Source organism: Achromobacter sp. DH1f (genome assembly GCF_000633435.1).
Classification (GTDB): Bacteria; Pseudomonadota; Gammaproteobacteria; order Burkholderiales; family Burkholderiaceae_B; genus Achromobacter; species Achromobacter deleyi.
On record NZ_AYMF01000034.1, the window covers coordinates 64,706 to 90,579 of the forward strand.

Annotated in this window: 26 protein-coding genes; 22 read left to right on the plus strand and 4 right to left on the minus strand. The window is 66.7% G+C overall.

Going from position 1 to position 25,874, the window contains the following annotated elements; genetic code table 11:
* Positions 1–45 precede the first annotated feature (45 nt).
* A complete protein-coding gene (locus U858_RS0127930; RefSeq protein WP_025140412.1) occupies positions 46–969 on the minus strand; it encodes a LysR family transcriptional regulator in 924 nt (307 codons plus the stop codon).
* Positions 970–1,283: 314 nt separating this feature from the next.
* On the opposite strand from U858_RS0127930, the gene U858_RS0127935 reads away from it, so the two are divergent.
* The 6 genes from U858_RS0127935 (at position 1,284) to U858_RS0127960 (ending at position 7,124) form a co-directional block, all read left to right on the plus strand.
* On the plus strand, positions 1,284–1,970 hold the full coding sequence (locus U858_RS0127935) for a hydrolase (protein ID WP_025140413.1): 687 nt from the start codon (positions 1,284–1,286) through the stop codon (positions 1,968–1,970).
* Between the two features lie 21 nt (positions 1,971–1,991).
* Entirely contained in the window at positions 1,992–3,611 is a 1,620-nt protein-coding gene (locus tag U858_RS0127940) for an MFS transporter (protein WP_025140414.1), read from the plus strand.
* The gene (locus U858_RS0127945) at positions 3,604–4,308 is read left to right on the plus strand and encodes a pirin family protein (RefSeq protein WP_025140415.1); all 705 of its coding nucleotides are present in this window, start codon (positions 3,604–3,606) and stop codon (positions 4,306–4,308) included. The genes U858_RS0127940 and U858_RS0127945 overlap by 8 nt, the downstream gene beginning before the upstream one ends.
* A 25-nt stretch (positions 4,309–4,333) precedes the next feature.
* Positions 4,334–4,609 (plus strand): XapX domain-containing protein, encoded by a 276-nt coding sequence (locus U858_RS0127950; protein WP_025140416.1) that lies wholly within the window; start codon positions 4,334–4,336, stop codon positions 4,607–4,609.
* Between the two features lie 127 nt (positions 4,610–4,736).
* Positions 4,737–6,632, plus strand: coding sequence for an amidohydrolase (locus tag U858_RS0127955; protein WP_025140417.1), 1,896 nt, complete (start codon positions 4,737–4,739; stop codon positions 6,630–6,632).
* A 12-nt stretch (positions 6,633–6,644) separates the two neighbouring features.
* Positions 6,645–7,124, plus strand: a complete 480-nt coding sequence (locus U858_RS0127960; protein ID WP_025140418.1) for a DoxX family protein — start codon at positions 6,645–6,647, stop codon at positions 7,122–7,124.
* A gap of 46 nt (positions 7,125–7,170) precedes the next feature.
* Here the strand turns inward: U858_RS0127960 and U858_RS0127965 are convergent, their stop codons facing one another.
* Positions 7,171–8,103: a LysR substrate-binding domain-containing protein gene (locus U858_RS0127965; protein ID WP_025140419.1), complete on the minus strand. Its 933-nt coding sequence runs from the start codon at positions 8,101–8,103 to the stop codon at positions 7,171–7,173.
* Positions 8,104–8,274: 171 nt separating this feature from the next.
* Between U858_RS0127965 and U858_RS0127970 the strand changes: the two genes are divergently transcribed.
* From U858_RS0127970 to U858_RS0127995, 6 genes are all read left to right on the plus strand, one after another.
* Positions 8,275–9,183 carry an amino acid ABC transporter substrate-binding protein gene (locus U858_RS0127970; protein ID WP_025140420.1) on the plus strand — a complete coding sequence of 303 codons (909 nt, stop codon included), beginning with the start codon at positions 8,275–8,277 and terminating at the stop codon, positions 9,181–9,183.
* 97 nt (positions 9,184–9,280) lie between these two features.
* On the plus strand, positions 9,281–10,033 hold the full coding sequence (locus U858_RS0127975; protein ID WP_025140421.1) for an amino acid ABC transporter permease: 753 nt from the start codon (positions 9,281–9,283) through the stop codon (positions 10,031–10,033).
* 8 nt (positions 10,034–10,041) lie between these two features.
* Positions 10,042–10,731, plus strand: coding sequence for an amino acid ABC transporter permease (locus U858_RS0127980; RefSeq protein ID WP_025140422.1), 690 nt, complete (start codon positions 10,042–10,044; stop codon positions 10,729–10,731).
* Positions 10,732–10,783: 52 nt separating this feature from the next.
* Positions 10,784–11,518 carry an amino acid ABC transporter ATP-binding protein gene (locus U858_RS0127985; RefSeq protein WP_025140423.1) on the plus strand — a complete coding sequence of 245 codons (735 nt, stop codon included), beginning with the start codon at positions 10,784–10,786 and terminating at the stop codon, positions 11,516–11,518.
* Between the two features lie 5 nt (positions 11,519–11,523).
* On the plus strand, positions 11,524–12,582 hold the full coding sequence (locus U858_RS0127990) for a low specificity L-threonine aldolase (RefSeq protein WP_025140424.1): 1,059 nt from the start codon (positions 11,524–11,526) through the stop codon (positions 12,580–12,582).
* Between the two features lie 39 nt (positions 12,583–12,621).
* A complete protein-coding gene (locus U858_RS0127995) occupies positions 12,622–13,527 on the plus strand; it encodes an EamA family transporter (RefSeq protein WP_025140425.1) in 906 nt (301 codons plus the stop codon).
* A 151-nt stretch (positions 13,528–13,678) separates the two neighbouring features.
* On the opposite strand, the gene U858_RS0128000 is transcribed toward U858_RS0127995, so the two are convergent.
* Positions 13,679–13,975, minus strand: a complete 297-nt coding sequence (locus tag U858_RS0128000) for an acylphosphatase (protein WP_025140426.1) — start codon at positions 13,973–13,975, stop codon at positions 13,679–13,681.
* Between the two features lie 162 nt (positions 13,976–14,137).
* On the opposite strand from U858_RS0128000, the gene U858_RS0128005 reads away from it, so the two are divergent.
* Positions 14,138–15,034: a phytanoyl-CoA dioxygenase family protein gene (locus U858_RS0128005; protein ID WP_025140427.1), complete on the plus strand. Its 897-nt coding sequence runs from the start codon at positions 14,138–14,140 to the stop codon at positions 15,032–15,034.
* A gap of 212 nt (positions 15,035–15,246) precedes the next feature.
* Positions 15,247–16,410, plus strand: a complete 1,164-nt coding sequence (locus U858_RS0128010) for an alpha-hydroxy acid oxidase (protein ID WP_025140428.1) — start codon at positions 15,247–15,249, stop codon at positions 16,408–16,410.
* Between the two features lie 476 nt (positions 16,411–16,886).
* Here the strand turns inward: U858_RS0128010 and U858_RS0128015 are convergent, their stop codons facing one another.
* The gene (locus U858_RS0128015; RefSeq protein WP_025140429.1) at positions 16,887–17,729 is read right to left on the minus strand and encodes an IclR family transcriptional regulator; all 843 of its coding nucleotides are present in this window, start codon (positions 17,727–17,729) and stop codon (positions 16,887–16,889) included.
* Between the two features lie 210 nt (positions 17,730–17,939).
* On the opposite strand from U858_RS0128015, the gene U858_RS0128020 reads away from it, so the two are divergent.
* The 8 genes from U858_RS0128020 (at position 17,940) to U858_RS0128055 (ending at position 25,726) form a co-directional block, all read left to right on the plus strand.
* Positions 17,940–19,010: an ABC transporter ATP-binding protein gene (locus U858_RS0128020; protein WP_025140430.1), complete on the plus strand. Its 1,071-nt coding sequence runs from the start codon at positions 17,940–17,942 to the stop codon at positions 19,008–19,010.
* Between the two features lies 1 nt (position 19,011).
* Complete coding sequence (locus tag U858_RS0128025) at positions 19,012–19,899, plus strand: ABC transporter permease (protein WP_025140431.1); 888 nt, start codon at positions 19,012–19,014, stop codon at positions 19,897–19,899.
* Positions 19,900–19,912: 13 nt separating this feature from the next.
* Positions 19,913–20,707, plus strand: a complete 795-nt coding sequence (locus U858_RS0128030) for an ABC transporter permease (RefSeq protein WP_025140432.1) — start codon at positions 19,913–19,915, stop codon at positions 20,705–20,707.
* 37 nt (positions 20,708–20,744) lie between these two features.
* Positions 20,745–21,083, plus strand: coding sequence for a (2Fe-2S)-binding protein (locus U858_RS0128035; RefSeq protein ID WP_025140433.1), 339 nt, complete (start codon positions 20,745–20,747; stop codon positions 21,081–21,083).
* The gene (locus U858_RS0128040; RefSeq protein WP_025140434.1) at positions 21,080–22,465 is read left to right on the plus strand and encodes an NAD(P)/FAD-dependent oxidoreductase; all 1,386 of its coding nucleotides are present in this window, start codon (positions 21,080–21,082) and stop codon (positions 22,463–22,465) included. The genes U858_RS0128035 and U858_RS0128040 overlap by 4 nt, the downstream gene beginning before the upstream one ends.
* Positions 22,462–23,631 (plus strand): FAD-binding oxidoreductase, encoded by a 1,170-nt coding sequence (locus U858_RS0128045; RefSeq protein ID WP_025140435.1) that lies wholly within the window; start codon positions 22,462–22,464, stop codon positions 23,629–23,631. The genes U858_RS0128040 and U858_RS0128045 overlap by 4 nt, the downstream gene beginning before the upstream one ends.
* A complete protein-coding gene (locus tag U858_RS0128050) occupies positions 23,628–24,698 on the plus strand; it encodes an ABC transporter substrate-binding protein (RefSeq protein ID WP_025140436.1) in 1,071 nt (356 codons plus the stop codon). The genes U858_RS0128045 and U858_RS0128050 overlap by 4 nt, the downstream gene beginning before the upstream one ends.
* Before the next feature lie 89 nt (positions 24,699–24,787).
* Complete coding sequence (locus tag U858_RS0128055; protein ID WP_025140437.1) at positions 24,788–25,726, plus strand: glyoxylate/hydroxypyruvate reductase A; 939 nt, start codon at positions 24,788–24,790, stop codon at positions 25,724–25,726.
* Positions 25,727–25,874 lie beyond the last annotated feature (148 nt).

The following is a 25,874-nucleotide window of genomic DNA, read 5'->3' on the forward strand; positions in this document are numbered from 1 at the left end:
CGCAGATGCGGCCCCCTTTTCTTTCATGCTAACCGGCGCGCATGGTTATTGTTGGACGTCATTCGCCCACGGCTCGGCCGTCAGGCGCTGCGCCAGGTATTCGATCAGCGCCTGCACCCGGGCCGGCCGGCGCCGCCCCGGTGGCGTGACGATGTGCAGCGCGATCGGGTCCACCTGCCAGTCGTCCATGGCGGTTTCCAGGGCGCCCGATTGCAGGTCTTCCCAGGCCAGGAATTCCGGTTGCAGCGCCAGGCCCATGCCGGCCCGCAGCGCGGGCGCCAGGGCTTCGGCGTTGTTGACGTTCAGGTGGATGGGCAAGGCCTGCGAAAACTCGCCGTGCTTCTCGTGGCGAAAGCGCCAGCTGGCGCCGTTGCGGGCATACATGTATTGCAGCGCGTTGTGCTGCGCCAGGTCGCGCGGGTGCTTGGGCTTGCCCGCACGCTTGAAGTAGCCGGGTGCGCCCACCAGCAGGATGCGCACCGAGCACAGGCGCCGCGCCAGCAGGGTGGAATCCACCAGGTTGGAGATGCGCAGCGCCACGTCGAAGCGCTCGGACACCAGGTCGGCCTGCTTGTCGTTGAATTCGATTTCCAGGCCCACGTCGGGATGCGCCTGCATGAAGGGCGGCAGCATCGGCGCCAGGTGCGTGACGCCGAACGACATGGGCGCGGCCAGGCGGATCTTGCCGCGCAGGCTGGTGGATTTTTCCGTGACCTCGGCTTCGACCGCTTCGCCTTCCTCGAGGATGCGGGCGGCCCGCTCCAGGGCGGCGTAACCCGATTCGGTCAGCGTCATGCTGCGCGACGTGCGGTGGAACAGCGTGGTCTTCATGCGGGTTTCCAGCCGGGTGATGGTCTTGGAAACCGTGGCCTGGGCCACCGACAGTTCCGTGGCGGTCTTGGCGAACGACCCGGTCTCGGCAACCTTGGCGAAGATCGCCCACCCTTCCAGATCGGGCAGTTTATTCATCGTGCGCTCTCAGGTATCAGTTCGCGCCGATGATAGCGGCTGCCTATTGCCCATACAAGATTGCCTTGCAAAGGGTCACGCAATCGCAGTACGCCAGAGGGATCATGCAAAAAATGGAAAGGATGGAATTCCGTGCGGCGGATTCTCAGGGGACGGACCCATCCCTAATATGCCTATACCGACAGACAACGCAGACGGAAGCTTCAAGCGGCGCTTCCAGCAGCCCTGAAACGGTGCAGGCACAAGCCGCCTGCGAGGACCCCGAATTCATTTCGCCGCCCCTTTTGACTGATCCCCTGAAAAAGAGACCCGCCATGTCGAACCGCAAATACCTCGAAGTCCTGACCCCCGAGAACAGCCAGATCATCTTCATCGACCAGCAGCCGCAGATGGCATTCGGCGTGCAGTCGATCGACCGCCAGACGCTGAAGAACAACGTGGTGGGCCTGGCCAAGGCCGCGCGCACCTTCAACATCCCCACCACCATCACCACGGTGGAGACCGAGAGCTTCTCGGGCAATACTTTCCCTGAACTGCTGGCCGTGTTTCCGGACAACAAGATCCTGGAACGCACCTCGATGAATTCGTGGGACGACCAGAACGTGCGTGACGCGCTGGCCGCCAACGGCCGCAAGAAGGTCATCGTGGCGGGCCTGTGGACCGAAGTCTGCAACACCACCTTCGCGCTGTGCGCCATGCTGGAAGGCGACTACGAGATCTACATGGTGGCCGACGCTTCGGGCGGCACCTCGGTGGATGCGCACAAGTACGCCATGGACCGCATGATCCAGGCCGGCGTGGTGCCGGTGACCTGGCAGCAAGTGTTGCTGGAATGGCAGCGCGACTGGGCCCGCAAGGAAACCTATGACGCCGTCACCGCCATCGTCAAGGAACATTCTGGCGCGTACGGCATGGGCATCGACTACGCCGTGACCCACGTTCACAAGCTGGCCGAGCGCGTGCAGCACGGCGAACGCATCGGCCCCAACCCGGCCAAGTAATCCCGGAACCAGGAGCGCACCGTGCCAGACCAGAAGAACCATTCCGCGGGAGGCAGCTTCGTGGCGCTGCGCCAGCCCGTGTTTGCCGTGTTGTGGGCGGCCACGGTGCTGGGCAACGTCGGCAGCTTCATGCGCGACGTGGCCAGCTCCTGGCTGGTGACGGACCTGTCCGCCAGCCCGACCGCCGTGGCCCTGATCCAGACGGCAGCGACGCTGCCGATCTTTCTCCTGGCGATTCCGGCCGGCGTGCTGTCGGACATTCTGGACCGGCGGCGCTTCCTGATAGTGGTGCAACTGCTGCTGGCGTCGGTCAGCGGCACGCTGCTGGTGCTGTCGCACTTTGGCGCATTGACGGTGGATTACCTGATTGCGCTGACCTTCGTGGGCGGTATCGGCGCGGCGTTGATGGGGCCGACCTGGCAGTCCATCGTGCCCGAGCTGGTGCCGCGCGAGAATCTGAAAGGCGCGGTGGCGCTGAACTCGCTGGGGATCAACATTGCGCGGGCCATCGGCCCGGCCGCGGGCGGCCTGATACTGGCCAGCTTCGGCGCCGCGGTGACCTACGGCATGGATGTGCTGAGCTACGTCTTCGTGATTGCCGCCCTGCTCTGGTGGAAGCGCCCGGCCGCCACCGACAGCGCCTTGTCGGAAAACTTCCTGGGGGCTTTCCGCGCCGGCCTGCGTTACACGCGGGCCAGCAAGGAACTGCACCGCGTGCTGTTGCGCGCCGCCGTGTTCTTCCTGTTTGCCAGCGCCGTGTGGGCCCTGCTGCCCCTGGTGGCGCGGCAGATGCTGGGCGGCACCGCGGGGTTCTACGGTGTGTTGCTGGGCGCGGTGGGCGCCGGCGCCATCATTGGCGCCCTGGTGATGCCGCGGCTGAGCGCGCATCTGGATACGGACGGGCTGGTGCTGCTGGCGTCGGTGGTCAGTGCGGCGGTCATGGCGATGCTGGTGTTTGCCCCGCCCAAGTGGCTGGCCGTGCTGTTGCTGGTGCTGCTGGGCATGGGCTGGATCACTGCGTTGACGACTTTCAACAGCGTGGCCCAGGCGATTCTGCCGAACTGGGTGCGTGGCCGCGGCCTGGCCGTGTACCTGATGGTGTTCAACGGCGCGATGGCCGCCGGCAGCCTGGGCTGGGGCCTGGTGGCCCGAGAGATCGGCGTGCCCTACGCCCTGGCGGCCAGCGCGGCAGGCCTGGTGCTGGTGGCGCTGTTGTTCCACCGTGTTCGCCTGCCGGTGGGCGAAGCGGATCTGCAGGCATCCAACCACTGGCCCGAGCCGCTGGTGGCGGAATCGGTGGCCAACGACCGCGGGCCGGTGATGGTGCAGGTGGAATACCGCATTCGCCAGGAAGACCGCCCGGCGTTCCTGGATGCGATGCAACGCTTGTCGCAGGAACGCTTGCGCGACGGCGCCTATGCCTGGGGCGTGGTCGAACACACGAACGATCCGCAGCGCGTGGTGGAGTGGTTCTTCGTGGAATCGTGGGCTGAACACTTGCGCCAGCATCATCGGGTATCGCATGCCGATGCCGATCTGCAGGCCGAGACGCTGCGCTTTCATATCGGGCCGGACAAGCCGGAAGTCCATCACTTCCTGGCCTTGAAGCAGGGATCATCGAAAGAGGCTCGCCATGATTGAGCGCCGTCCCCTTGAAAGCCTGGGCCATGCCCGCCGTGGCTGGCTCGATGCCAAGCACCACTTTTCGTTCGCTGGCTACCAGGACCCCAAGCGGATGCGCTGGGGGGCGCTGCGCGCGTGGAACGATGAGACGATCGCGGCGGGCGCGGGGTTTCCGCCCCTGTTGCAGACGGATATGGAAATCATCACCTGCGTGCGCGAAGGCGCGCTGACGCACGAAGACGACCTGGGCAACCGCGGCCGTACCCGGGTGGGCGATGTGCAGGTGATGAGCGCGGGCAGCGGCGTGACGCACGCCGAATTCAACATGGAAGGCGGCCCTGCCCGCGTGTTCCAGATCTGGATCGAGCCGGACCGCCGCGGCGTGCCGCCCAGCTGGGGCCGTAAGACCTTTGCCCGCGAGGCGTGCCATGGCCAGTTCGTCACACTGGCCAGCGGCCTGGAGGGCGATGACGACGCGTTGCCGATCCGCAGCGACGCGCGCGTGCTGGCAGTTGCGCTGAAGGCCGGGCAAGCGGCCACCTACCGTTTCGCGCAAGGCGCGCGCCGTGGCTACCTGGTGGCCGCCAAGGGGCGCTTGACCGTCAACGATATCCCCGTGGATGGCGGCGACGGCGTAGCCATCCATGATGAAACCGATCTACGCATCATGGCCCTGGACGACACCGAAGTCCTGCTGGCCGATACGCATGCCTGACCCCATTCATCCCGCAAGGAAATCCATGAAGATCTATCTACTTTCCCTTGGCGCCGGCCTGCTGGTCGGCGTGGTGTACAGCCTGCTGCAGGTGCGCTCGCCCGCGCCGCCGCTGGTGGCGCTGATCGGCCTGCTCGGCATCCTGGTCGGCGAGCAGATCGTGCCGGTGGGCAAGCAGTGGCTCAGCGGCACCGCGTTTGTCGCGGCCTGCAACAAAGAGAAGGCGGTGAGCCATGTTTTCGGGCAGCTGCCCGGCCGCCAGGCACAGGCCAAAGACCCCGGGGACAAGGCCCAGGGCTGACCCCATTCACGCACCAAAGGAATATCGTATGCCTACTCGCCGCGACCTCATTGGTGTTGCTTCTACCCTGGCGCTCAATAGCCTGCTGGGCAGCCGCGCCATTGCCCGATCCCAAGGAGATTCCTCCATGTCCGACACGTCAAACGCCACCCCGGATGTCGTTTTCTACAACGGCCGCATCACCACGCTGGACCGCGCCCGGCCACAGGCCAGCGCAGTCGCGATCAAGGACGGCCGCTTCGTTGCCGTCGGCACCGATGCCGAGGTCATGGCGCTGGCCGGCTCGACCGCCCGGCGCGTCGACCTGAAGGGCCGCGGCGTGCTGCCGGGGCTGTTCGACAACCACACGCACGTGGTGCGCGGGGGCCTGAACTACAACATGGAACTGCGCTGGGACGGCGTGCGTTCGCTGGCCGATGCCATGGGCATGCTCAAGCGCCAGGTGGCCATCACGCCGGCCCCGCAGTGGGTGCGGATCGTGGGCGGCTTCACCGAGCATCAATTTGCCGAGAAGCGCCTGCCCACCATCGACGAGATCAACGCCATCGCGCCGGACACACCGGTGTTCATCCTGCACCTGTACGACCGCGCCCTGCTCAATGGCGCCGCGCTGCGTGCCGTGGGCTACACCAAGACGACGCCCAACCCGCCGGGCGGCGAGATCATCCGCGACAGCCAGGGCAACCCTACCGGGCTGCTGCTGGCCAAACCAAATGCCACCATTCTGTACGCCACGCTGGCCAAGGGGCCCAAGCTGCCGTTCGACTACCAGCTCAATTCGACGCGCCATTTCATGCGGGAATTGAACCGCCTGGGCGTGACCGGCGTGATCGATGCCGGCGGCGGCTTCCAGAACTATCCCGACGACTATGCCGTCATCCAGAAGCTGGCCGACGATGGCCAGATGACGGTGCGCCTGGCCTACAACCTGTTCACCCAGAAGCCCAAGCAGGAAAAGGAAGACTTCCTGAACTGGACGTCCAGCGTGAAGTACAAGCAAGGCACCGATTACTTCCGCCACAACGGTGCGGGTGAGATGCTGGTGTTCTCGGCGGCCGACTTCGAGGACTTCCGCGTCGAGCGGCCCGACATGCCGGCGGAAATGGAAGGCGAGCTGGAAGAGGTGGTGCGGGTGCTGGCGCAGAACCGCTGGCCGTGGCGCCTGCATGCGACCTATGACGAGACCATCTCGCGGGCGCTGGACGTGTTCGAGAAAGTGCACCAGGACACGCCGCTGACCGGCTTGAACTGGTTCTTCGACCACGCCGAAACCATCTCCGACAAGTCGATCGACCGCATTGCCGCGCTGGGCGGCGGTATTGCCGTGCAGCACCGCATGGCCTATCAGGGCGAATACTTCATCGAGCGCTATGGCGCGGCGGCCGCCGAGGCCTCGCCGCCCGTGGCCAAGATTTTGCAGCGGGGCGTGAAGGTATCGGCAGGCACGGACGCCACGCGCGTCGCGTCCTACAACCCGTGGGTATCGCTGTCCTGGATGATCACCGGCAAGACCGTGGGCGGCACGCGCCTGTATCCGGCGCGCAACTGCCTGGACCGCGAGACGGCGCTGCGCATGTGGACCGAGAACGTCGCCTGGTTCTCGAACGAGGAAGGCAAGCGCGGCCGCATCCAGGCCGGCCAGCTGGCCGACTTCATCGTGCCCAGCAAAGACTATTTCAGCTGCGCCGAAGACGACATCTCGTTTCTGACGTCGGATCTGACGGTGGTGGGCGGCCGCGTGGTCTATGGCGGCGGTGATTTCGGACCGCTGGACGAGAACCCGTTGCCGCCCGCCATGCCGGACTGGTCGCCCACGCGCCTGTTCGGCGGCTATGCCGCCTGGGGGGATCCCGACGGCGCCGGCCGCAATTCGCTGGGCTACCGCAACATGGCCGCCTGCGGCTGCGCCAGCGCTTGCGGCGTGCACGGCCACGACCACGCCAAGGCGTGGGCCTCGAAGGCGCCTAGCGGCGACCTGCAGGGCTTTTTCGGCGCGCTGGGCTGCGCGTGCTGGGCGGTTTGAGGGAGTCCGGCCATGCATGCGCCTTCTTCCTGGGAACAGCGGCTGGCGGGCGCCGCCCGGCCGCTGTTCGGTTCCCCTGCCCTGCGGTTCCTGGCTTACCTGGGCCTGTGCGCGGCCTATCTACAAGGCGGCTGGGTCAAGCTCACGGACTTTCCTGGCGCCCTGCGCGAGATGGCGCATTTCGGCCTGTCGCCCGAGCCGCTTTTCGCGGTGCTGGTGATTGTGCTGGAACTGGCGGCGTCGGCCATGATCCTGACCGGCCGGCTGCGTTGGCTGGGGGCGGTGGCGCTGGCCGGTTTCACGTTGGCGGCCACCGGGCTGGCGTTGCGGTTCTGGGAAATGCCCCTTGGGCAAGACCGCTTCATGGCCGCCAATGCCTTCTTCGAGCACCTGGGGCTGGCGGGCGGCTTGCTGCTGGTGGCCTGGCTGGACTTGCGTGCCCCCGAGGCGGCCGCGGCGACGCCGCCTGGGGCGCCGCGCACACCTGCTTGATGGCGAGCGCGGCCGCCGGCTTCCCGTCCAGGCTGGCCAGCGGCATTTAGCGCGCCGGCCGGGCCTTCAAGTCGGCCATCTCTTCCTGCATCAACTGGTGGGCGTAGCGCGAGAACACGCTGACCAGGCGGGTGCGGGTGTGGTACGGCGGGTACAGCAGCGCTACCGTGACCGGCACGGCGGGGCTGAAGGGGCGCACCTCCACCCCGTTGGCTTCGTATTCCTCGCGCGCCGCCAGCGGGTTGATCAGCGCCACGCCCAGCCCGGCGCCGACCAGCGCACAGACCGACGAGCCCAGGCCGGCTTCGGCCACCGTCTGGCGTTCGACCTTGGCGGCCTTGAAGACGGCGTCGATCTTTTCCCGCAGCGGCGTGGCGCTGGGGAAGGCAATGAAGGGCTCGCCCGCGAAATCGGCGGGTTTGAGCTTTTTTAGCTTGGTCAGCCGGTGGCCCTTGGGCAGCACCGCCACGCAATTCATCGTCAGCACGGGTTCGACCTGGATGCCGGGTGAATCGCCCGATAGCATGGCCAGCCCGGTGTCGCAGAACCCCGAACTGATCCAGTTATGCACGGCGCTGGCGTTGCCCGAGTGGATCGACACCATCACATCCGGGTACTCGGTCTTGAAGGCGGCCACGATGCGCGCCAGCAGGCCGCCGGCCAGCCGCGGCATGGCCGCCACGCTCAGGCGGCTGGCGCTGAACGAGCGGATGCTGGCCGCCGCCGATTCCAGGCCGGCCAGGCCGATGAAGGTCTTTTCCACCTCTTGAAAGAAGCGCGAACCGTCCTGGGTGGGGGTCAGGCGGCTGCCGTTGCGGTCGAACAGGGGAAACTGGGTGATTGCTTCCAATTGCGCGATTAAGCGGCTAACGTGCGGCTGCGAGGTGTGTACTCGCCTGGCGGCCGCGGTCATGGAGCCGGTCATCATGACGGCCCGGAAAGCCTCGATGTGCCGTAAGCCCATTCGTGTAATGGCCATATCAAATCCGTATAGAGGAATACCCGATTGGAACTGGATAAAACCATAACGCTAGTTGATACTTTTTGCCAGCCGCGGGGCTCATCGCGGGACGCGGCGGTATTTAGGCAGTCTGGTACCGCTGTTCGTGAACATAAACACGCGCCGCTCGCATGGCGCCAAGGGAATACGATGAAAGCATTTGCCGCGATCTCGGTCGCCGCCGCCCTGCTCGGCAGCGCCGCCGCCCACGCCGAAGGCCCTAGCCGCCTGGACAAGATCCGTGAAACCGGCGTGATCACCATCGGCCACCCCGAGACCTCGGTGCCGTTCGCCTACCTGGACGGCAACCAGAAGCCGGTGGGCTATACCGTCGAGATCTGCCAGGAAATCGCCCAATACGTCAAAACCGCGCTCAAGCTGCCCAAGCTGGACGTGCGTTACAACCCCACCACTTCTGCCACCCGGATCCCGTTGCTGGCCAACGGCACCATCGATCTGGAATGCGGCAACACCACCAATAACCTGGAACGCCACAAGCTGGTGTCGTTCGCGCCCACCACGTTCGTGGCGCAGGTGGTGCTGGTGGCCCGCAAGGACGGCGGCGTGGACCCGAACAACCTGGCCTCGTTCCGGGGCAAGTCGATCGCGGCGCAGGCCGGCGGCCAGACGTTCAAGCTGATCTCGCGCCTGAACGCCGAGGGCAGCCTGGGCATCACCATGGCGCCCACCAAGGATACGGCGGAAACGCTGCTGATGGTGGAGTCGGGCCGCGCCGCCGGCTCGGCCAATGACGACGGCATCGCATACGGCGCCGTGGCCTCGGCCAAGAATCCGGACGTGTTCGTGATCGGCACCAAGGGCCTGGAACTGGCGCCCTACGGCATCATGCAGCCCAAGGACGACGTCGCCTTCAAGAAGGTGGTGGACGAGGCCGTGCTGGAATTGATCAAGAACGGTCGCGTCGCGGCGATCTACGAGAAGTACTTCAATTCGCCGATCCCGCCCAAGAACATCAACCTGAAGTACCCGATGAGCGACGCGCTCAAGCGCGCCCTGGCTCATCCGACCGACTCGGGCGACCCCAAGGCCTACGAGTAAGCCGGCCACGCCGTGGATGCCCGTTCGGGCATCGCGGCGATGTGCGGACAAGGCGCCGCCCGCCGGCGCCTCCTTTCAGTTCTACAGGTCCCGAAGCATGAATTACAACTGGAGCTGGAGCGTCTTCCTGGAGATGTCGCCCGACGGCGTGCATACCTTCCTGGAGACCATCCTGATCGGCGTGGGCTGGACCCTGGCGCTGGCGCTGACGGCATGGGTGTTCTCCCTGCTGCTCGGTTCCTGTCTGGGCGTGCTGCGCACCGCGTCGTCGCGCGTGGCCAATGCCGTAGGCGCCACCTACGTCGAGATTTTCCGCAACGTGCCGCTGCTGGTGCAGATGTTCCTGTGGTATTTCGTGCTGCCCGAGCTGCTGCCGCATGCCTGGGGGCTGGCGATGAAGCAGATGCCGCAGCCCTGGGGCCAGTTCGTGCCGGCGGTGATGTGCCTGGGCTTCTATGGGTCGGCGCGCGTGGCCGAACAATTGCGTGCCGGCATCCAGTCGCTGCCGCGCGGCCAGTTCCAGGCGGGCACGGCGCTGGGCCTGACCGAAGTGCAGGTGTACCGCTACATCATCCTGCCCGAGGCCTATCGCATCGTCCTGCCCCCGCTGACTTCCGAGTTCATGGGCACGGTCAAGTATTCGTCGGTGGCGTTGACCATCGGCCTGCTGGAGCTGACGGGCCAGTCCCGTTCCATGGCGGAATTCAGCTTCCACATCTTCGAGGCCTTCTCGGCCGCGACGGTGATCTACCTGATTCTGAACGGCATCGTCGTGTTTGGCATGCGCATGCTTGAACGCCACGTGGCGGTCCCCGGCCTGATCGGCGCGGCGGCCAAGAACGGTCGCTAGGGGCAGCCATGGGCAAATTCGATTTCGACGTCATCGGCAGCGCGCTGCCGTACCTGTTCCAGACCGGCATGACGTTCACGCTGACCCTCACGCTGCTGGCAGCGGTGATGGGGCTGGCGCTGGGCACCCTGCTGGCGATGATGCGGCTGTCCCGCCACAAGATCCTGTCGGTGCCGGCGGGCATCTACGTGAACGTGATGCGTTCGGTGCCGCTCTTGCTGGTGATCTTCTGGTTCTATTTCCTGGTGCCGTACATCGCGGCCTGGATCGTCGGTTCGCCCACGCCGCTGCGCGTGGGGGCGTTCAATTCGGCGGTGGTGACGTTCACGCTGTTCGAGGCGGCGTACTTCTGCGAGATCATGCGCGCCGGCATCCAGTCGATTGCCCGTGGCCAGGTCTCGGCCAGCATGGCGCTGGGCCTGAACCACTGGCAGGGCATGCGCTACGTGATCCTGCCGCAGGCGGTGCGCAACATGGTGCCGGCGTTGCTGACGCGCGTCATCATCCTGTTCCAGGACACGTCGCTGGTGTATGTGCTGTCGCTGACCGACTTCCTGGGCGCGGCGTCCAAGATCGGCCAGCGCGACGGTCGGCTGGTTGAACTCTATCTCTTCGTGGCGGTGGTGTATTTCGTGATCTGCTTCACGGCATCCCGTCTGGTCAAACGGCTGGAAAAGCGCGTCCGGGTGCTGCGCTAGGCGCCCCGGGTTATCCACAGGTCCAACGATGCAACTTTCTTCGAACCCTCCGATGATCGAGATCCGCCAGGTCAGCAAATGGTATGGCGCCTTCCAGGTACTGGATGACTGCACGACGACCGTCGGTCGCGGCGAGGTGGTGGTGGTGTGCGGCCCGTCGGGCTCGGGCAAGTCCACCCTGATCAAGACCGTGAACGCGCTGGAACCCTTCCAGAAGGGCGAGATCATCGTCAACGGCATTGCGGTGGGCGATCCCCGCACCAACCTGCCCAAGCTGCGTTCGGTGGCCGGCATGGTGTTCCAGCATTTCGAGCTGTTCCCGCACCTGACGGTGACGGAAAACCTGTGCCTGGGCCAGGTCAAGGTCTTGAAGCGCGGCAAGGACGAGGCCCGCGCGCGGGCGCTGACGCTGCTTGAACGCGTGGGCCTGTCGGCGCACAAGGACAAGCACCCCGGCGAACTGTCGGGCGGCCAGCAGCAGCGCGTGGCGATCGCCCGCGCGCTGTCGATGGACCCGGTCGTCATGCTGTTCGACGAACCGACTTCGGCGCTGGACCCCGAGATGGTCAATGAAGTGCTGGACGTGATGACCGACCTGGCCGGCGACGGCATGACGATGATGGTGGTGACCCACGAAATGGGGTTTGCCCGCCGCGTCGCCGACCGGGTGATCTTCATGGACGGCGGCAAGATCGTCGAAGACTGCGTCAAGGACGAATTCTTCGGCAACGTGGACGCCCGTGCCCCCCGCACGCGCCAATTCCTTTCCAAAATTTTGCAGCACTGATAGTCATGACCCAGCGGATCTCCGACGACCCATCCCGCGCACTTGTCGACCTGCGCAGCGACACCGTGACCCAGCCCACCGCCGAGATGTACGAGCGCATGCAAACGGCGCCCATCGGCGACGACGGGCTGGATGGCGACCCCAGCGTGCGTGCGCTGGAAGCCCACGTGGCGGCATGCCTGGGCAAGGAAGCCGGACTGTTCGTGCCCAGCTGCACCATGGCCAACCTGCTGGCCGTGCTGGCGCAGACGCAGCGCAATGAACAGGTGGTGCTGGAGTCGGCCGCGCACATGTACACGTCGGAACGGGGCGCGGCCACCTTCACCGGCCTGTTCTACCAGGGCGTGCCCGGCACCGACGGCGCCATGGACCTGAACCGCCTGGAAGACGCGTTGCTGTCCGGCGGCCACAAGCTCAAGACCTCGCTGGTGGCCATGGAAACGTCGCACAACAACGCTGGCGGCACGGTGCTGCCGCTGGATCACATGCAGGCCGTCTACGGCATGGCGCATGCCGGCGGCATCGCGGTGCACCTGGACGGCGCGCGCATGTTCAACGCCGCGGTGGCGCTGGGCGTGGAACCCATCGAGATCGCGCGCCATGCCGACACGGTGTCGCTGTGCCTGTCCAAGGGCCTGAGCGCGCCGGTGGGCGCCGTGCTGTCGGGGCCGCGCGCGGTGATGACGCGGGCGCGTACCCTGCGCCGCATGCTGGGCGGCACGCAGCGCCAGGCCGGCATCATGGCCGCGGCCGGCATGGAAGGCGTGCAGCACATGGGCGCCCGCCTGGGCGAAGACCATGCCCGCGCGCGCCGCCTGAGCGACGGGCTGAACCGGCTGGACCCGGTGCTGTCGGCGACGGTGCCGCAGACCAACATCGTGCAGGTCGAGACCGCTGATACCGGCATGACCAACGCGCACTGGGTGACGGCGCTGGAAGCGGCGGGCCTTCTGACCCGCCCGTGGGGCCGTACGCGGCTGCGCTGCGTGACCCACCGGCACATCGATGACGCCGGTATCGACGCCGCGATCGACGCCTTCAAAAAGGTGCTTTCCAGCCGTTGAAATCGCCATTGGAGAGGGCCGGCGATGCGATAATGACGCATGTCCGCGACCCACCTCTCCAGGAAAGATTATCTCTGCGCTTTGGCGGTAGTGGTGATCTGGGGCCTGAACTTCGTCGTCATGAAGTTCGGCCTGAAAGGCCTCTCTCCCATGATGCTCGGCGCGCTGCGGTTTGCGCTGGCGGCATTTCCCCTGGTGCTGTTCGTGCGGCCGCCGCGCCTGCCGTGGCACTGGATCGCGGCTTACGGGCTGGTGCAGGGGCTGGGCCAGTTCGGCCTGCTGTTCACGGCGCTGAAATTCGGCATGCCGGCGGGCATGGCCTCGCTGGTGATCCAGACCCAGGCATTCTTCACGCTTTTGCTGGCCGCGCCCGTGCTGAGCGAGCGCGCGCGCCGGCACCACTGGATCGGGTTGGGGGTAGCCGCGGTGGGGCTGGCCGTCATTGCCGCCGGCCGCGGCGAGGGCCCGGGCCAGATGACCATGCTGGGATTCACCCTGACCCTGGGCGGCGCGTTCATGTGGGCGGTATCGAACATGATCGTGCGGCTGGCCAGCCGCAAGTCGCCCGGCTACGACCCCTTTGCGTTCATTGCCTGGAGCAGCGCCGCGCCGGTGCTGCCGTTCCTGGCGCTGGCGGTGTGGGCGGATGGCTGGGAACCTGTCGTCGGCATGATCACCGGCATTGGCTGGAGCGAGGCCCTTTCCGTGCTGTATCTGGCGGTGCTGGCGACGCTGCTGGCCTACACGCTATGGACCCAGCTGCTGACGCGCCACCCCGCCGCCAAGATCGCGCCGTTCTCGTTGCTGGTGCCGGTGGTGGGCCTGTGGGCGGCGTCGGCCGCCTTCGGCGAGCAGTTGCAACCCCTGCAATGGCTGGGGGCGGGCGGCGTGCTGGCGGGCCTGATCGTCAACCAGGTTGGCGGGCGCTGGCTGCGCAACCGCTGATCGCCCACGGTGGCCGCCTGGCCGGCGCGGGCTTCATCCGCCGCAGTTCATTCCCACGGTTCATCCCGGCGGTTCATCCCCGCGGTTCATCCTTTTGCTTCGCGCGCTCCACCCCGCTTTCGGATGACAGGGGGTGTGCCGTGCGCGGCGCCTACAGCGGTTCGAAATGGGCGTAACGCTTGTCGGTGAATTCCCGGCGCGTGATGATCTCGGCCACATAGGCGCCCGGCGGGCCCCGGCGCAGCCATTCCAGCATGTGATCCACCTGGTCGGGCGTGCCCTGCACCAGCGCTTCCACCGTGCCGTCCAGCATGTTCTGCACCCATCCCCGGGCGCCCAGCAGGTGTGCGCGCCGCACGGCGGCATGGCGGTAGCCCACGCCCTGGACGGTGCCGCTGACGGTGACATGAACGGTTTCGATATGGCTGTCGGAATGAGGGTCTTGCATGGAAATTTCCTTCGGATGATGCGCCGCAGCGCACCGGAGCATTAGGCGCTTCCGGCTACAGCGGATGGTCGATAGGCCCTCTGGGCATCGAAGCGATACGTTAGAGCACATGTCAAAACGTGCCAACGGGACCACCCGCAAGCAAAGCTTGGAGAAGCCATTATGGAAGAGACCAGTTTGTTGTCGGAAGCAGAAACAGCGCGCTATCGAGACCAGGGTTACCTGGCCCTGCCGGACATGTGCCCGCAGGATGAAGTGGGGTACATCCGGCGCACGCTGCTGGACCTGTTCGCGAACAAGACCGGCTACAACGAGGGGGCCCAATACGACTTCATCAGCCGCGACGACCCATCCAAGCCGGCCAAGTTTCCCAGTTTGCACGATCCGCGCCATTATGCCCCGGGGCTGCTGAAGACGAGCTATCACGAACGCACGCTGGAATTGGCGCGCCAGCTGCTGGGCGAGGATGCCGCGCTGTATGGCGAGCATGCGCTGCTCAAGCCGGCCTTGAACGGCCCCGAAACGCCGTGGCATCAGGACGAGGCGTTTCGCTCGCCCGACTTCGTCTACAACGAGCTGAGCATCTGGCTGGCGTTGCAGCCGGCCACGCTGGAAAACGGCTGCATGCAGTTCATTCCCGGCTCGAACAAGGGCGACGTGCTGGAACATCGCTCGCCCGGTGGCGACAAGACGCTGCATCCGCTGGAATGCTGCGCCGATTTTCCACGCAGCCAGGCCGTGGCCGAACCGCTGCAACCGGGCGGCTGCACGGTGCACGATGCACGCACGCTGCATTTCACGGGCGCCAATACCTCGCCGCAGCCGCGGCTGGCGTACATCCTTATCTACAACACGCCGCCGGTCTACAAGCCGGGGCGGCGCGAATTCCCGTGGCTGGAGGGACGCTGGACCGACAGCCAGACCCGCAAGAAGGAATGGCATCGCCGCGGCGGCCTGGCGGTGGACGTGCTGCGGCGCTTGCCGGGGGCACGCCTGACCAGCCCGCGCTGGGTGGCATGGGCCACGATACGCGCGGTCAGCAAGGTCTGGCCGCGCTAGCGCAAGCGGCGCCAAGAGGCCCGGGCGAGGCCTGTAAACAAGGGGAAATCGGGGCCGGCAAGGGGCGCTTGCCGGCCCCGACGCGTATACTGGGCGGCGCCGCAGGGCGTCGCCGCCTTGCGCGGACGGCGGGTGCGCATCGATGCGCGGGGCGTTCGCGCAGCAGGCAGGCCGCTCTGGGACTGCGTCCCTCTTCTCCCAGAAAAATAACCATGACCGCTAATCTCTCCACGATCACCTGCATCGAAGACCTGCGCGCTATTGCGCAAAAGCGCGTGCCGCGCATGTTCTACGACTACGCCGATTCGGGCGCCTGGACGGAAGGCACGTACCGCGCCAACGAAAGCGATTTCCAGAAGATCAAGCTGCGCCAGCGCGTGGCCGTGAACATGGAAGGCCGCTCGTTGCGCACGACGCTGGTGGGTCATGATGTGGTGATGCCCCTGGCCATTTCGCCCACGGGTCTGACGGGCATGCAGCATGCCGATGGCGAGATCCTGGCGGCCAAGGCGGCGGCAGACTTCGGCGTGCCGTTCACGTTGTCGACGATGAGCATCTGCTCGCTGGAAGACGTGGCTGCGGCCACGGGCAAGCCGTTCTGGTTCCAGCTGTACGTGATGCGCGACCGCGAGTTCGTGGCCAACCTGATCGACCGCGCGAAGGCGGCCGGCTGCACGGCGCTGGTGCTGACGCTGGACCTGCAGATCCTGGGGCAGCGCCACAAGGACATCAAGAACGGGCTGTCGACGCCGCCCAAGCCCACGATCCGCAACCTGATCAACCTGGCGACCAAGCCGCGCTGGTGCATGGGCATGCTGGGCACCAAGCGCCGCACGTTCGGCAATATCGTGGGCCACGCCAAGGGCGTGAGCGACCTGTCGTCGCTGTCGGCATGGACGGCCGAGCAGTTCGATCCGCGGCTGAGCTGGGACGATGTGGAATGGATCAAGCAGCGCTGGGGCGGCAAGCTGATCATCAAGGGCATCCTGGATGTCGAGGATGCGCAGTTGGCGGCCAATAGCGGGGCCGATGCGCTGATCGTCAGCAACCATGGCGGGCGTCAGCTGGATGGCGCGATGTCGTCGATCGCTGCGTTGCCGGGTATTGCGGATGCGGTGGGGTCGAAGATCGAAGTCTGGATGGATGGGGGGGTGCGTTCTGGCCAGGACATCCTGAAGGCCGTGGCGCTGGGCGCGCGGGGGGCGATGATCGGGCGTGCCTTCCTGTATGGGTTGGGGGCTTATGGGCAGGACGGCGTGCGCCGGGTGCTTGAGATTCTGTACAAGGAAATGGATACGACGATGGCGCTTTGCGGGCGTCGCAGCATTGAGGTGGGGGATCGGAGCATCTTGCTGCCTGGGACCTATCCGGTCTGAGTTCTTTTGGGCTGTCTAGGCCGGGGGAGTCGCTGAGCGCGACTTGCTCGGCCTTTGGTTTTTTGGCGGGGATTGCTTCGTAGGCCGCCCGGCACGGGTGGTGCACACATGGTGCGCGCCAACGATTGCGGTCCGGAGCCTTCGCTCCGGACTTCCCCTTCGTCATCTTCGTCCAGGCCTTCGGCCTTCCCTTCAGATTCCCTCGGGCGCATCGACGGCGCGCACCATGTGTGCACCACCCGTGCCGGGCTACCGGCGTGGAGAAATGGGGCGCTGCCAGGCCGGGGGATGGGGGAGAGGGTTGCGTCGCCCGCTCAGACCGGCCGCGCGGGCGGCCGGGTCTGAGCTTACGCAGTGTGCTGCGTCGTGACGCGGTTCGCTGCGCGCTTGCGGGGCGTTGCTGCGCTCGCCTGGTTTGCGTTGCGGGGCGGCTGCTCTTTCGTGGCTGGGGCGTGACGTGCGTGAGGGCGTTTTCTCTATTCGCGATTGCCCGTGCCCAGGAACTGGCTGGGGCGGCGTAGCGCAGGGTCGAAGGGGTTGAGTTGGGCGCTGATGCCGGCGGCTTCTCGGCGCAGGATTTCCACGATCAGGGGGAGGCGTTCGTCGCTAATGCGTTCGACGGGGGCGGCGACGCTCAGGGCGGCGACGGTGACGCCGTTGGGGTCGTGGACGGGGACGGCGAGGCCGGCGATGTTGGGGAAGACGCCCTGCCCTTTGCTGCGGGCGTATTGGAGTTCCAGGCATTCCTTGATGCCGACGCGCATGGAGATTTCGTCGACGAAGCCCAGGTGGTGCAGGCGCGGGATGTTGAAGCGCAGGACCTCTTCGCGTTCGGCGGGGGGCAGGTTGGCGAGCAGGACGAGGCCGCCCTGGCCCAGGCCCAGGGGCACGCGGCCGCCGATGTCGCCGGTGTGTGAACGCACCGGGAAGGCGCCGTCGATGCGGTCCAGGCAGACGGCGTCAAAGCCGCTGCGCACCAGCAGGAAGACGGTGTCGTTGAGCATGCCGCACAGGCGCAGCATGGCGGGGCGGTAGATCGAGCGCAGGGTGGACTGGTGGTTGCCAGCGGCAGCGGCCAACGAGAAGAAGGCGACGGTGAGTTGGTAGCCCTTGCTGTTGGCAGGCTGCTCGACCATGCCTTCCTGCACCAGCCCTTGCAGCACGCGGTGGACGGTGGCCTGGGCCTGGCCGGTGCGGGCGGCGATGTCGGTCAGGCGCAATTTTTCGCCCTTGGCGTCGGCCAGTACGCGCAGCACGGCAAAGGCGCGTTGCAGGACGCCCTGGCCGCCTGCGTCTTCGTTGGTTTCTGATTTCTTCATTGTTCAATTCCGATAATCAAAATATCTTTCTGTATTTTTATCAGTAAATTCGGTTGAGCGGAAATAATTTTAAGAAAATTCGATTCTTCGGAAAACCCTAATTGACCGCCCTTTTCGGCGACTCCTAGACTGCCTCATCGAATGCGCGGTGGTGTCCGGCTGGGCCGGCGGGTCCGCGCAGCGCTCCATATCGGGCCACGGGGTTGGACTATGTCATTTTTGCGGTTGGATAACGTCTCGAAGAATTACGGCGACCTGCGGGTCGTGTCGGATCTGAACCTGGCGGTCGAGAAAGGGGAATTCGTGTCGTTGCTGGGGCCGTCGGGCTGCGGCAAGACGACCACGCTGCAGATGATTGCGGGCTTTGCCGATGTGACGCGGGGTGCGATCACGCTGGATGGGCGCGACATCACGCACGCCAAGCCCAACACGCGCGGCCTGGGTATCGTGTTCCAGAGCTATGCGCTGTTTCCACACCTGACGGTGGCGGACAACGTGGCCTTCGGGTTGAAGATGCGCAAGGTGGAGCGCACCGAGCGCCTGGAGCGGGTGCGCGAGGCGCTGGCTCTGGTCAAGCTGGACAAGCACGCGGACCGCTTTCCGCGCGAATTGTCGGGCGGCCAGCGCCAGCGGGTGGCGCTGGCGCGTGCGCTGGTGATCCGCCCGCCGGTGCTGCTGCTGGACGAGCCGCTGTCCAACCTGGACGCCAAGCTGCGCGAAGACATGCAGTTCGAGCTGCGCAGCATTCAGAAGAAAATCGGCACGACCACGGTGATGGTGACGCACGACCAGGCCGAGGCGCTGTCGATCAGCGACCGGGTGGTGGTGATGCAGGAGGGTCGCGCGACGCAGGTGGATGCGCCCTATCGCATGTACGAACATCCGCAGACCGAATTCATCTCGCGCTTCGTGGGCAAGACCAATCTATTGCCCGGCCGCGTGACGCGCTGCGGCGAACAGGCCGAGGTGGAAACGGGCGCGCTGCGCGTGTTGGTCGATGGCACGGGCCTGCGCCATGGCGACAGCGTGCAGCTGTCGCTGCGGCCGGAAAAGCTGGTGCCGGTGGCGGCGGGCCAAGGCAAGCTGGCCTGTGTGGTCAGCACGCGCTACTTCCTGGGCAGCCAGTGGATGTATGACCTGGATTCGCCGGTGGGCGCGCTGACGGTGCTGACGCCCAACGACGGCCGCCGGCCGCACGAAGATGGCGACGCCATCGGGCTGGACTGGGCCGAGGGCGTGCTGCGTGTGCTGCGCGCACCGGCCGTGGCCGAAGAGGCCTGACATGGCGACGCTGACCCAACCCGGCGCCGCCAGCGCGCCCAAGCCGCGCACCGACGGCCTCCTGGCCATCCTGGGCTCGATTCCGCTGGCCATCGTGTTCCTGACGCTGGTGCTGACGCCGCTGGTGCTGACGTTCGTGCTGTCGTTCCGGCCGTTCGACTACGGCGCGGGCATCTTGCCGGGGCACACGTTCGAGCACTACCTGGCGGTGGTGACCGACAGCTATTTCCTTGAGATCTTCTGGCGCACGTTCTGGATCGCGGGCGTCACCACCTTGATCTGCGTGCTGATCGGCGCGCCCGAAGCCTACATCCTGTCGCGCATGGGCAAGCCGTGGCGCTCGATCTTCCTGCTGGTGGTGCTGTCGCCCTTGTTGATCTCGCTGGTGGTGCGCGCGTTCGGCTGGAGCATGCTGCTGGGGCCTGGCGGCGTGATCGGCCGTGCGGCGGCTGCGGTGGGCCTGGGGCCGCTGCTGTACACGCCCACCGCCGTCATCATCGGCCTGGTGCACGTGATGCTGCCGTTCATGGTGATTCCGGTGTGGACGTCGTTGCAGAAACTGGACCCGGCCGTCGAACACGCCGCGCTGTCGCTGAATGCCTCGCGCTTTCAGACGCTGCTGCGCATCGTGCTGCCGCAGGCGATGCCGGGCATTCTGTCAGGCAGCCTGATCGTGTTCGGCCTGTCGGCCAGTTCGTTCGCGATTCCCGCGCTGCTGGGCGGACGCCGCCTGAAGATGGTGGCCACGGTGGTCTACGACGCGTTCCTGACCGAGCTGAACTGGCCGCTGGGCGCGGCGATTGCGATCGTGCTGCTGGTGGTCAACGTGATCATCATGATGGCGTACAACCGCGTGGTGGAACGCTCTTACCGCCGCAGCCTGGGCTGAAGGGGACACGATCATGCAGAAGAACGGTCCTATCGCGCTGGCGTTCAATTTCCTGGTGGTGGCGTTCGTGCTGGCGCCGCTGGTCATCGTGTGCCTGGTGGCGTTCACGCCCGAGTCGACGCTGACGGTGCCGACCACGCAGTTCTCGCTGCGCTGGTTCCGCGCAGTGTTCGAGCACCCCAATTTCATGCAGGCCTTCCAGAACAGCCTGTGGCTGGCATTCCTGTCGGCCAGCATCGCCGTGTGCCTGGCGGTGCCGGCGGCGATTGCCATCACGCGCTATCGCTTTCCGGGGCGCGATGCGCTCAATGGATTGTTCCTGTCGCCGCTGATGATTCCGCACCTGGTGCTGGGCGTGGCGTTGCTGCGCTTCTTTGCGCTGCTGGGCATGACGGGCAGTTTTCCGTGGCTGGTGTTCAGCCACGTCGTGGTTATCACGCCGTACGTGATGCGGCTGGTGATCGGCGCGCTGGTGGGCTTTGACCGTTCGATCGAGCACGCGGCGCTGTCGCTGGGCGCCAGCCGCGCCACGGTGTTTTTCCAGGTGACGCTGCCGCTCATCATCCCCGGCGTGTCCGGCGGTTGGCTGCTGGCGTTCATCAACAGCTTCGACGAACTGACCATGTCGGTGTTCATCACCGCGCCGTCGACCATCACGCTGCCGGTGCGCATGTACATGTACGCCACCGAATCGATCGATCCGATGATGGCGGCCGTGTCGGCGCTGGTCATCGGCCTGACCGCAGTGACCATGCTGCTGCTGGATCGCGCCTACGGGCTGGACCGGGTGCTGGTGGGGCAGAAATGAATTCCATGCCGGACGCGGGACGGGAGGCCCGGGAACCATGGCGATACTGAAACGGCTGGCCGAAACGGCCCGGCCCTCCGTGGCGTTCACGCTGGACGGCAAGCCTTGCGAAGCGCTGGCCGGCGACACGGTGCTGACGGCGGTGCTGACCCAGGCCGAGCGCCTGCGGCTGTCGGAATTCGGCGGCGCGCCGCGCGCCGGGTTCTGCATGATGGGCGCCTGCCAGGACTGCTGGATGCAGCGCGAAGACGGCACCCGGCTGCGCGCCTGTTCCACCTACATCGAGCCAGGCATGCGCTTGCGCAGCAGCGCGCTGCGGCCGGCGGCAGTGCCGGGCACGTTGGCCGCGGCGTGGCTCGAGGGCGAGGCGCCATGAGCATCATCTTGCCCGTGATCGTGGGTGCCGGCCCGGCCGGCGTGCGCGCGGCCCAGGCGCTGGTTGCGCAGGGCCTGCGGCCCGTGGTGCTGGACGAGGCGCCGCGCGCCGGCGGCCAGATCTACCGCCAGCCGCCACCGGGCTTCTCGCGCCCCAAGAAGGCGCTGTACGGCTTCGAACACCGCAAGGCCGATGCCCTGCACCGACAGATGGACGAACTGCTGCCGCGCATCGACTACCGGCCCGGCAGCCTGGTCTGGAACGCCGAAGGCAAGGTGCTGGACGTGCTGCAAGCCGGCGCCAGCGCGCCGGTGCCCTATACGCACCTGATCCTGGCCACCGGCGCCACCGACCGCGTGCTGCCCTTTCCCGGTTGGCTGACGCCCGGCGTCTATACCCTGGGCGGCTCGCAGGTGGCGTTGAAGCACCAGGGCTGCGCCATCGGTTCGCGCGTCGTGTTCCTGGGCACCGGTCCGCTCCTGTACCTGGTGGCCTACCAATACGCCAAGGCCGGCGCCACGGTGGCCGCGGTGCTTGATACCTCGCGCTTCTCGGACCGCCTGGCCGCCCTGCCTGGCCTGCTGCGCGCGCCAGGGCTGCTGGCCAAGGGGCTGTACTACATGGCGTGGCTGCGTGCGCACGGCGTGCCCATGAAAAGCGGGGTGCGGCCGGTGCAGGTCGACGGCGACGTGCGTGTTACCGGCCTGGCCTATCGGCAAGGCACACGGCAGCACCGCATCGACTGCGACGCGGTGGGCTACGGCTTGTCCCTGCGGTCCGAAACGCAATTGGCCAGCCTGGTGGGCTGCCAGTTCGACTTCCATGCCCGCGACCGCAACTGGACGCCGCGCCGCGATGCCGCCGGGCGCAGCAGCGTCACCGGCGTCTACGTCGCGGGCGACGGTGCGGCCATCGGCGGCGCCGATGCAGCCGAGCTGGCCGGCGAGCGCGCTGCGCTGGCATTGCTGGAAGACGCAGGTTATCCACAGCCCGGCGGCCGCGCACGCGAACTCGAAGCCCGCCTGGCTGCCAACGGCCGCGTGCGCGATGCGCTGGAACGCGCGTTTCCGTTTCCCGACGACTGGGCGGCCGATATCGCCGACGACACGGTGGTGTGCCGCTGCGAGGAAGTCACTGCGGGCACGATGCGCGCCGCGATCCACACGACGGGTGCGCGCGAAATGAACCGCCTGAAGGCGCTGACCCGCGTGGGCATGGGCCGCTGCCAGGGCCGCATGTGCGGCGCCGGCGCCGCCGAAGTGCTGGCGCACGCCTGCGGCGCATCGCCCGACACGGTGGGTCGCCTGCGCAACCAGCCCCCGGTCAAGCCGATACCGGTGGACATCGTCTGCCTGGACCGTTCCGCTAGGGGCGCGCCATGATCGAACGCATCGACACCGAAGTCGCCATCATCGGCGGCGGCATCGTCGGCGGCAGCGCCGCGCTGTTCCTGCGCCGCCTGGGCGTGCCGGTGGTGCTGCTGGAAGCGGCGCTATGCGGCGCCCGCGCCAGCGGCGTGAACTACGGCGGCGTGCGGCGCCAGGGCCGCGGGCTGGAACAGATGCCGCTGGCACGCCGTGCGCACGAGCTCTGGGGCCAGCTGCCCGAGCTGATCGGCATCGACGGCGAGTACGTGCGTTCGGGCCACCTCAAGCTGGCCTGTTCCGATGCCGACCTGCAAGCACTGCACGCCTATCGCGAACAGACCCGCGGCTTCGGCATGAACCTGCAGATGCTGGACCAGCGCACGCTGGCGCGCCGCTTCGGTTGGCTGGGTGAACAGGTCGTGGGCGGTTCGCTCTGCCCCGACGACGGCCACGCCAATCCGCGGCTGGTATCGCCTGCCTTTGGCCGTGCCGCGCGCGCGCTGGGGGCGGACGTGCGCGAAGGCACCGCCGTCACCGAAGCCATCCACGACGGCGACCGCTTCGTGCTGCGCGTCGGTGAGCTGGAAGTGCGCGCGCGCTTCCTCTTGAACTGCGCGGGTGCCTGGGCCGGCCGTTTCGCCCAGGGTTTTGGCGAAGCCGTACCCGAAACCTCGATCCATCCGCTCATGATGGTGACCGAACCCCTGCCGCTGTTCATGGACGTCAGCCTGGGCATGCAGGGCGGCGGCATCTATGCCCGCCAGGTCGCGCGCGGCAACTGCGTCATCGGCGGCGGCCGCGCGGTCGCGTCCGGCCCCGACTACGCCCGCCCTGGCCGCGACGCCACCGGCACGCTCATGGCCAACGCGCAGCGCCTCTTGCCCGCACTGCGCGGCGCCCAGGTCATCCGCTTCTGGACCGGCGTCGAAGGCAACATGCCCGACCACAACCCGGTGCTGGGCCCCAGCGCCACCGTGCCGGGCCTGTTCCACGCCTTCGGCCTGTCGGGCGCGGGCTTTCAGGTCGGCCCTGCCGTGGGCGAAGCGCTTTCCGAACTGGTCGTGCACGGCCGGTCTTCCATTCCCATCGATGCCTTCGGCATTGGACGATACACGGGGGCCGCTCACGGCGCCGTGCCTCGGTTGGGGCCTGTTCGTGAGCAAACGCTGGAGTCACCATGATGGACAAGAAACAGGGCGGCAAGGGCCGCCTGCACAAGGGGAAGTGGCTGCTGGGTGCTGCGTTGGCCGCGCTGTCGGTCGGTGCCATGGCGCAGCAAAAGACGTTGTACGTCGGCATGAACGGCGGCGACATGGAACGCGCCTTCACCCAGTATGTGTTCCCCGATTTCGAGAAGGCCAACAACGTCAAGATCGTCGTCGTGCCCGGCACGTCCACCGACGTGCTGGCCAAGGCCCAGGCCTTCAAGGACAAGCCGCAGATGCACGTCATGTTCCTGGACGACGGCATCATGGCGCGCGCCATCACCATGGGCCTGTGCGAACAGCTCAACGACGACCCCGTGCTCAAAGAGCTGTACCCCACCGCCGTCATGAAAGACCGCATGGCCGCCGGCATCGACATCGGCATGACCGGCCTGGGCTACAACACCAAGCTGTTCGCCGACAAAGGCTGGGCCCCGCCCACCTCGTGGATGGACCTGGCCGACCCCAAATACAAAGGCAAGGTCGTCTTCCAGTCTGCCTCCGGCAGCACCTTCGGCCTGCACGGCTTCCTGATGTTCAACCGCATCCAGGGCGGCACCGACCAGAACACCGAACCCGGCTTCAAGCAGTGGCCCACCACCATCGGCCCCAACGTGCTGGAATACATCCCCAACTCGGCCAAGCTGGCCGAGATGATCCAGTCCAACGAAGCCGCCATCTTCCCGCTGACCCCCACCGCCATCGCCCGCCTGAAAAAGCGCGACATCCCCGTCGAATACGTCCAGCCCAAAGAAGGCTCGGTCATCCTGATGGTCGGCGAATGCGTCATCGCCAAGAACAGCGAACCCGAACTGTCCCAGAAACTGGCCCTGTACCTGCTGTCTGCCCAGGCCCAGGCCAAGGCACTGGAAATGGGCGGCCATTTCCCGTCCAATAAGAACGTTCAGCCGCCGGCCGGCAACGAAGAGGCGCTCACGCGCTTCCAGGGCTACATGGCCAACGCCAAGATCCTGGACTGGGACCAGATCAACGCCACCCGTCCCGCCTTCAACGCGCGTTGGAACCGCACCGTCGAACGCTGACCACAGGCGCGCCGCACCGTCCCCACCGAGGACGGCGCGGCGCCGATCCCCCCAGGGCGCGACCGCGCCCGCAACGGAGTAAGCCAGGCATGCGGCTCATCATCAGGTCAGGCAGCCCTCGCGCCATCGACGAATGGCGCGAAAAGTTCAAGATCCACGCGCCCGCCCTGGACGTGGTCGACTGGCACGACGACATCGACCCCGCCACCGTCGACTACGCCCTGGTCTGGGCCCCCGACCCCGGCCGCCTCGCCACCTTCCCCAACCTCAAACTCATCATCAGCGCCGGCGCCGGCGTCGACCACATCGTTTCCGACCCCGCCTGGCCCCGCCACCTGCGCATCGCCCGCATGGTCACCCCGCGCACCGAAACCGAAATGGCCGAATACGTCCTGACCAGCGCCCTCATGCTGACCCGCGACGTCAAACGCGCCATCGACCAGCAAGCCCGCCGCCACTGGGAACTGTACGACTCCCTGCGCGTCGCCGCCGACATCCGCGTCGGCATCATGGGCCTGGGCCACCTCGGCATCGCCGCCGCCCGCCTGCTGTCCCGCGTCGGCTTCCCCGTCGCCGGCTGGTCCCGCGGCGCCAGCACCCTGCCCGACGGCCTGCCGTCCTACGCCGGCCAGGCCCAATTCGGCGAATTCCTGTCCCGCACCGACCTCCTCGTGTGCCTCCTGCCCGCCACCGAATCCACCCGCGGCATCCTCAACCACACCACCTTCGCCCAACTCCCCCGCGGCGCCAGCCTCATCAACGCCGGCCGCGGCGCCCACATGGTCACGCAAGACGTCCTGGACGCCCTGAACTCGGGCCACCTGCACCAGGCCGTCCTGGACGTCTTCGACCCCGAACCCCTGCCCCCAGACTCCCCCCTCTGGACCCACCCCAACATCATCATCACCCCCCACTGCGCCGCGATCCCCGACCGCGAAGAACGCGCCAGGCACACCGCCTGGCTGATCGAAGCAAACGAACGCGGCGAAGCCCTCCCCAACATCTACGACCCCGGACGCGGCTACTGATAGCCGCCGGCGCAAGCGCGCAGCGCCACCCGCCAAGTTGAAACGAGCAGAGCCTGGGGCGCAGGGGGCATGGGAGGGCGGGGCGTGTAGATGCGCCCGAGGGAATCTGAAGGGAAGGCCGAAGGCCTGGACGAAGATGACGAAGGGG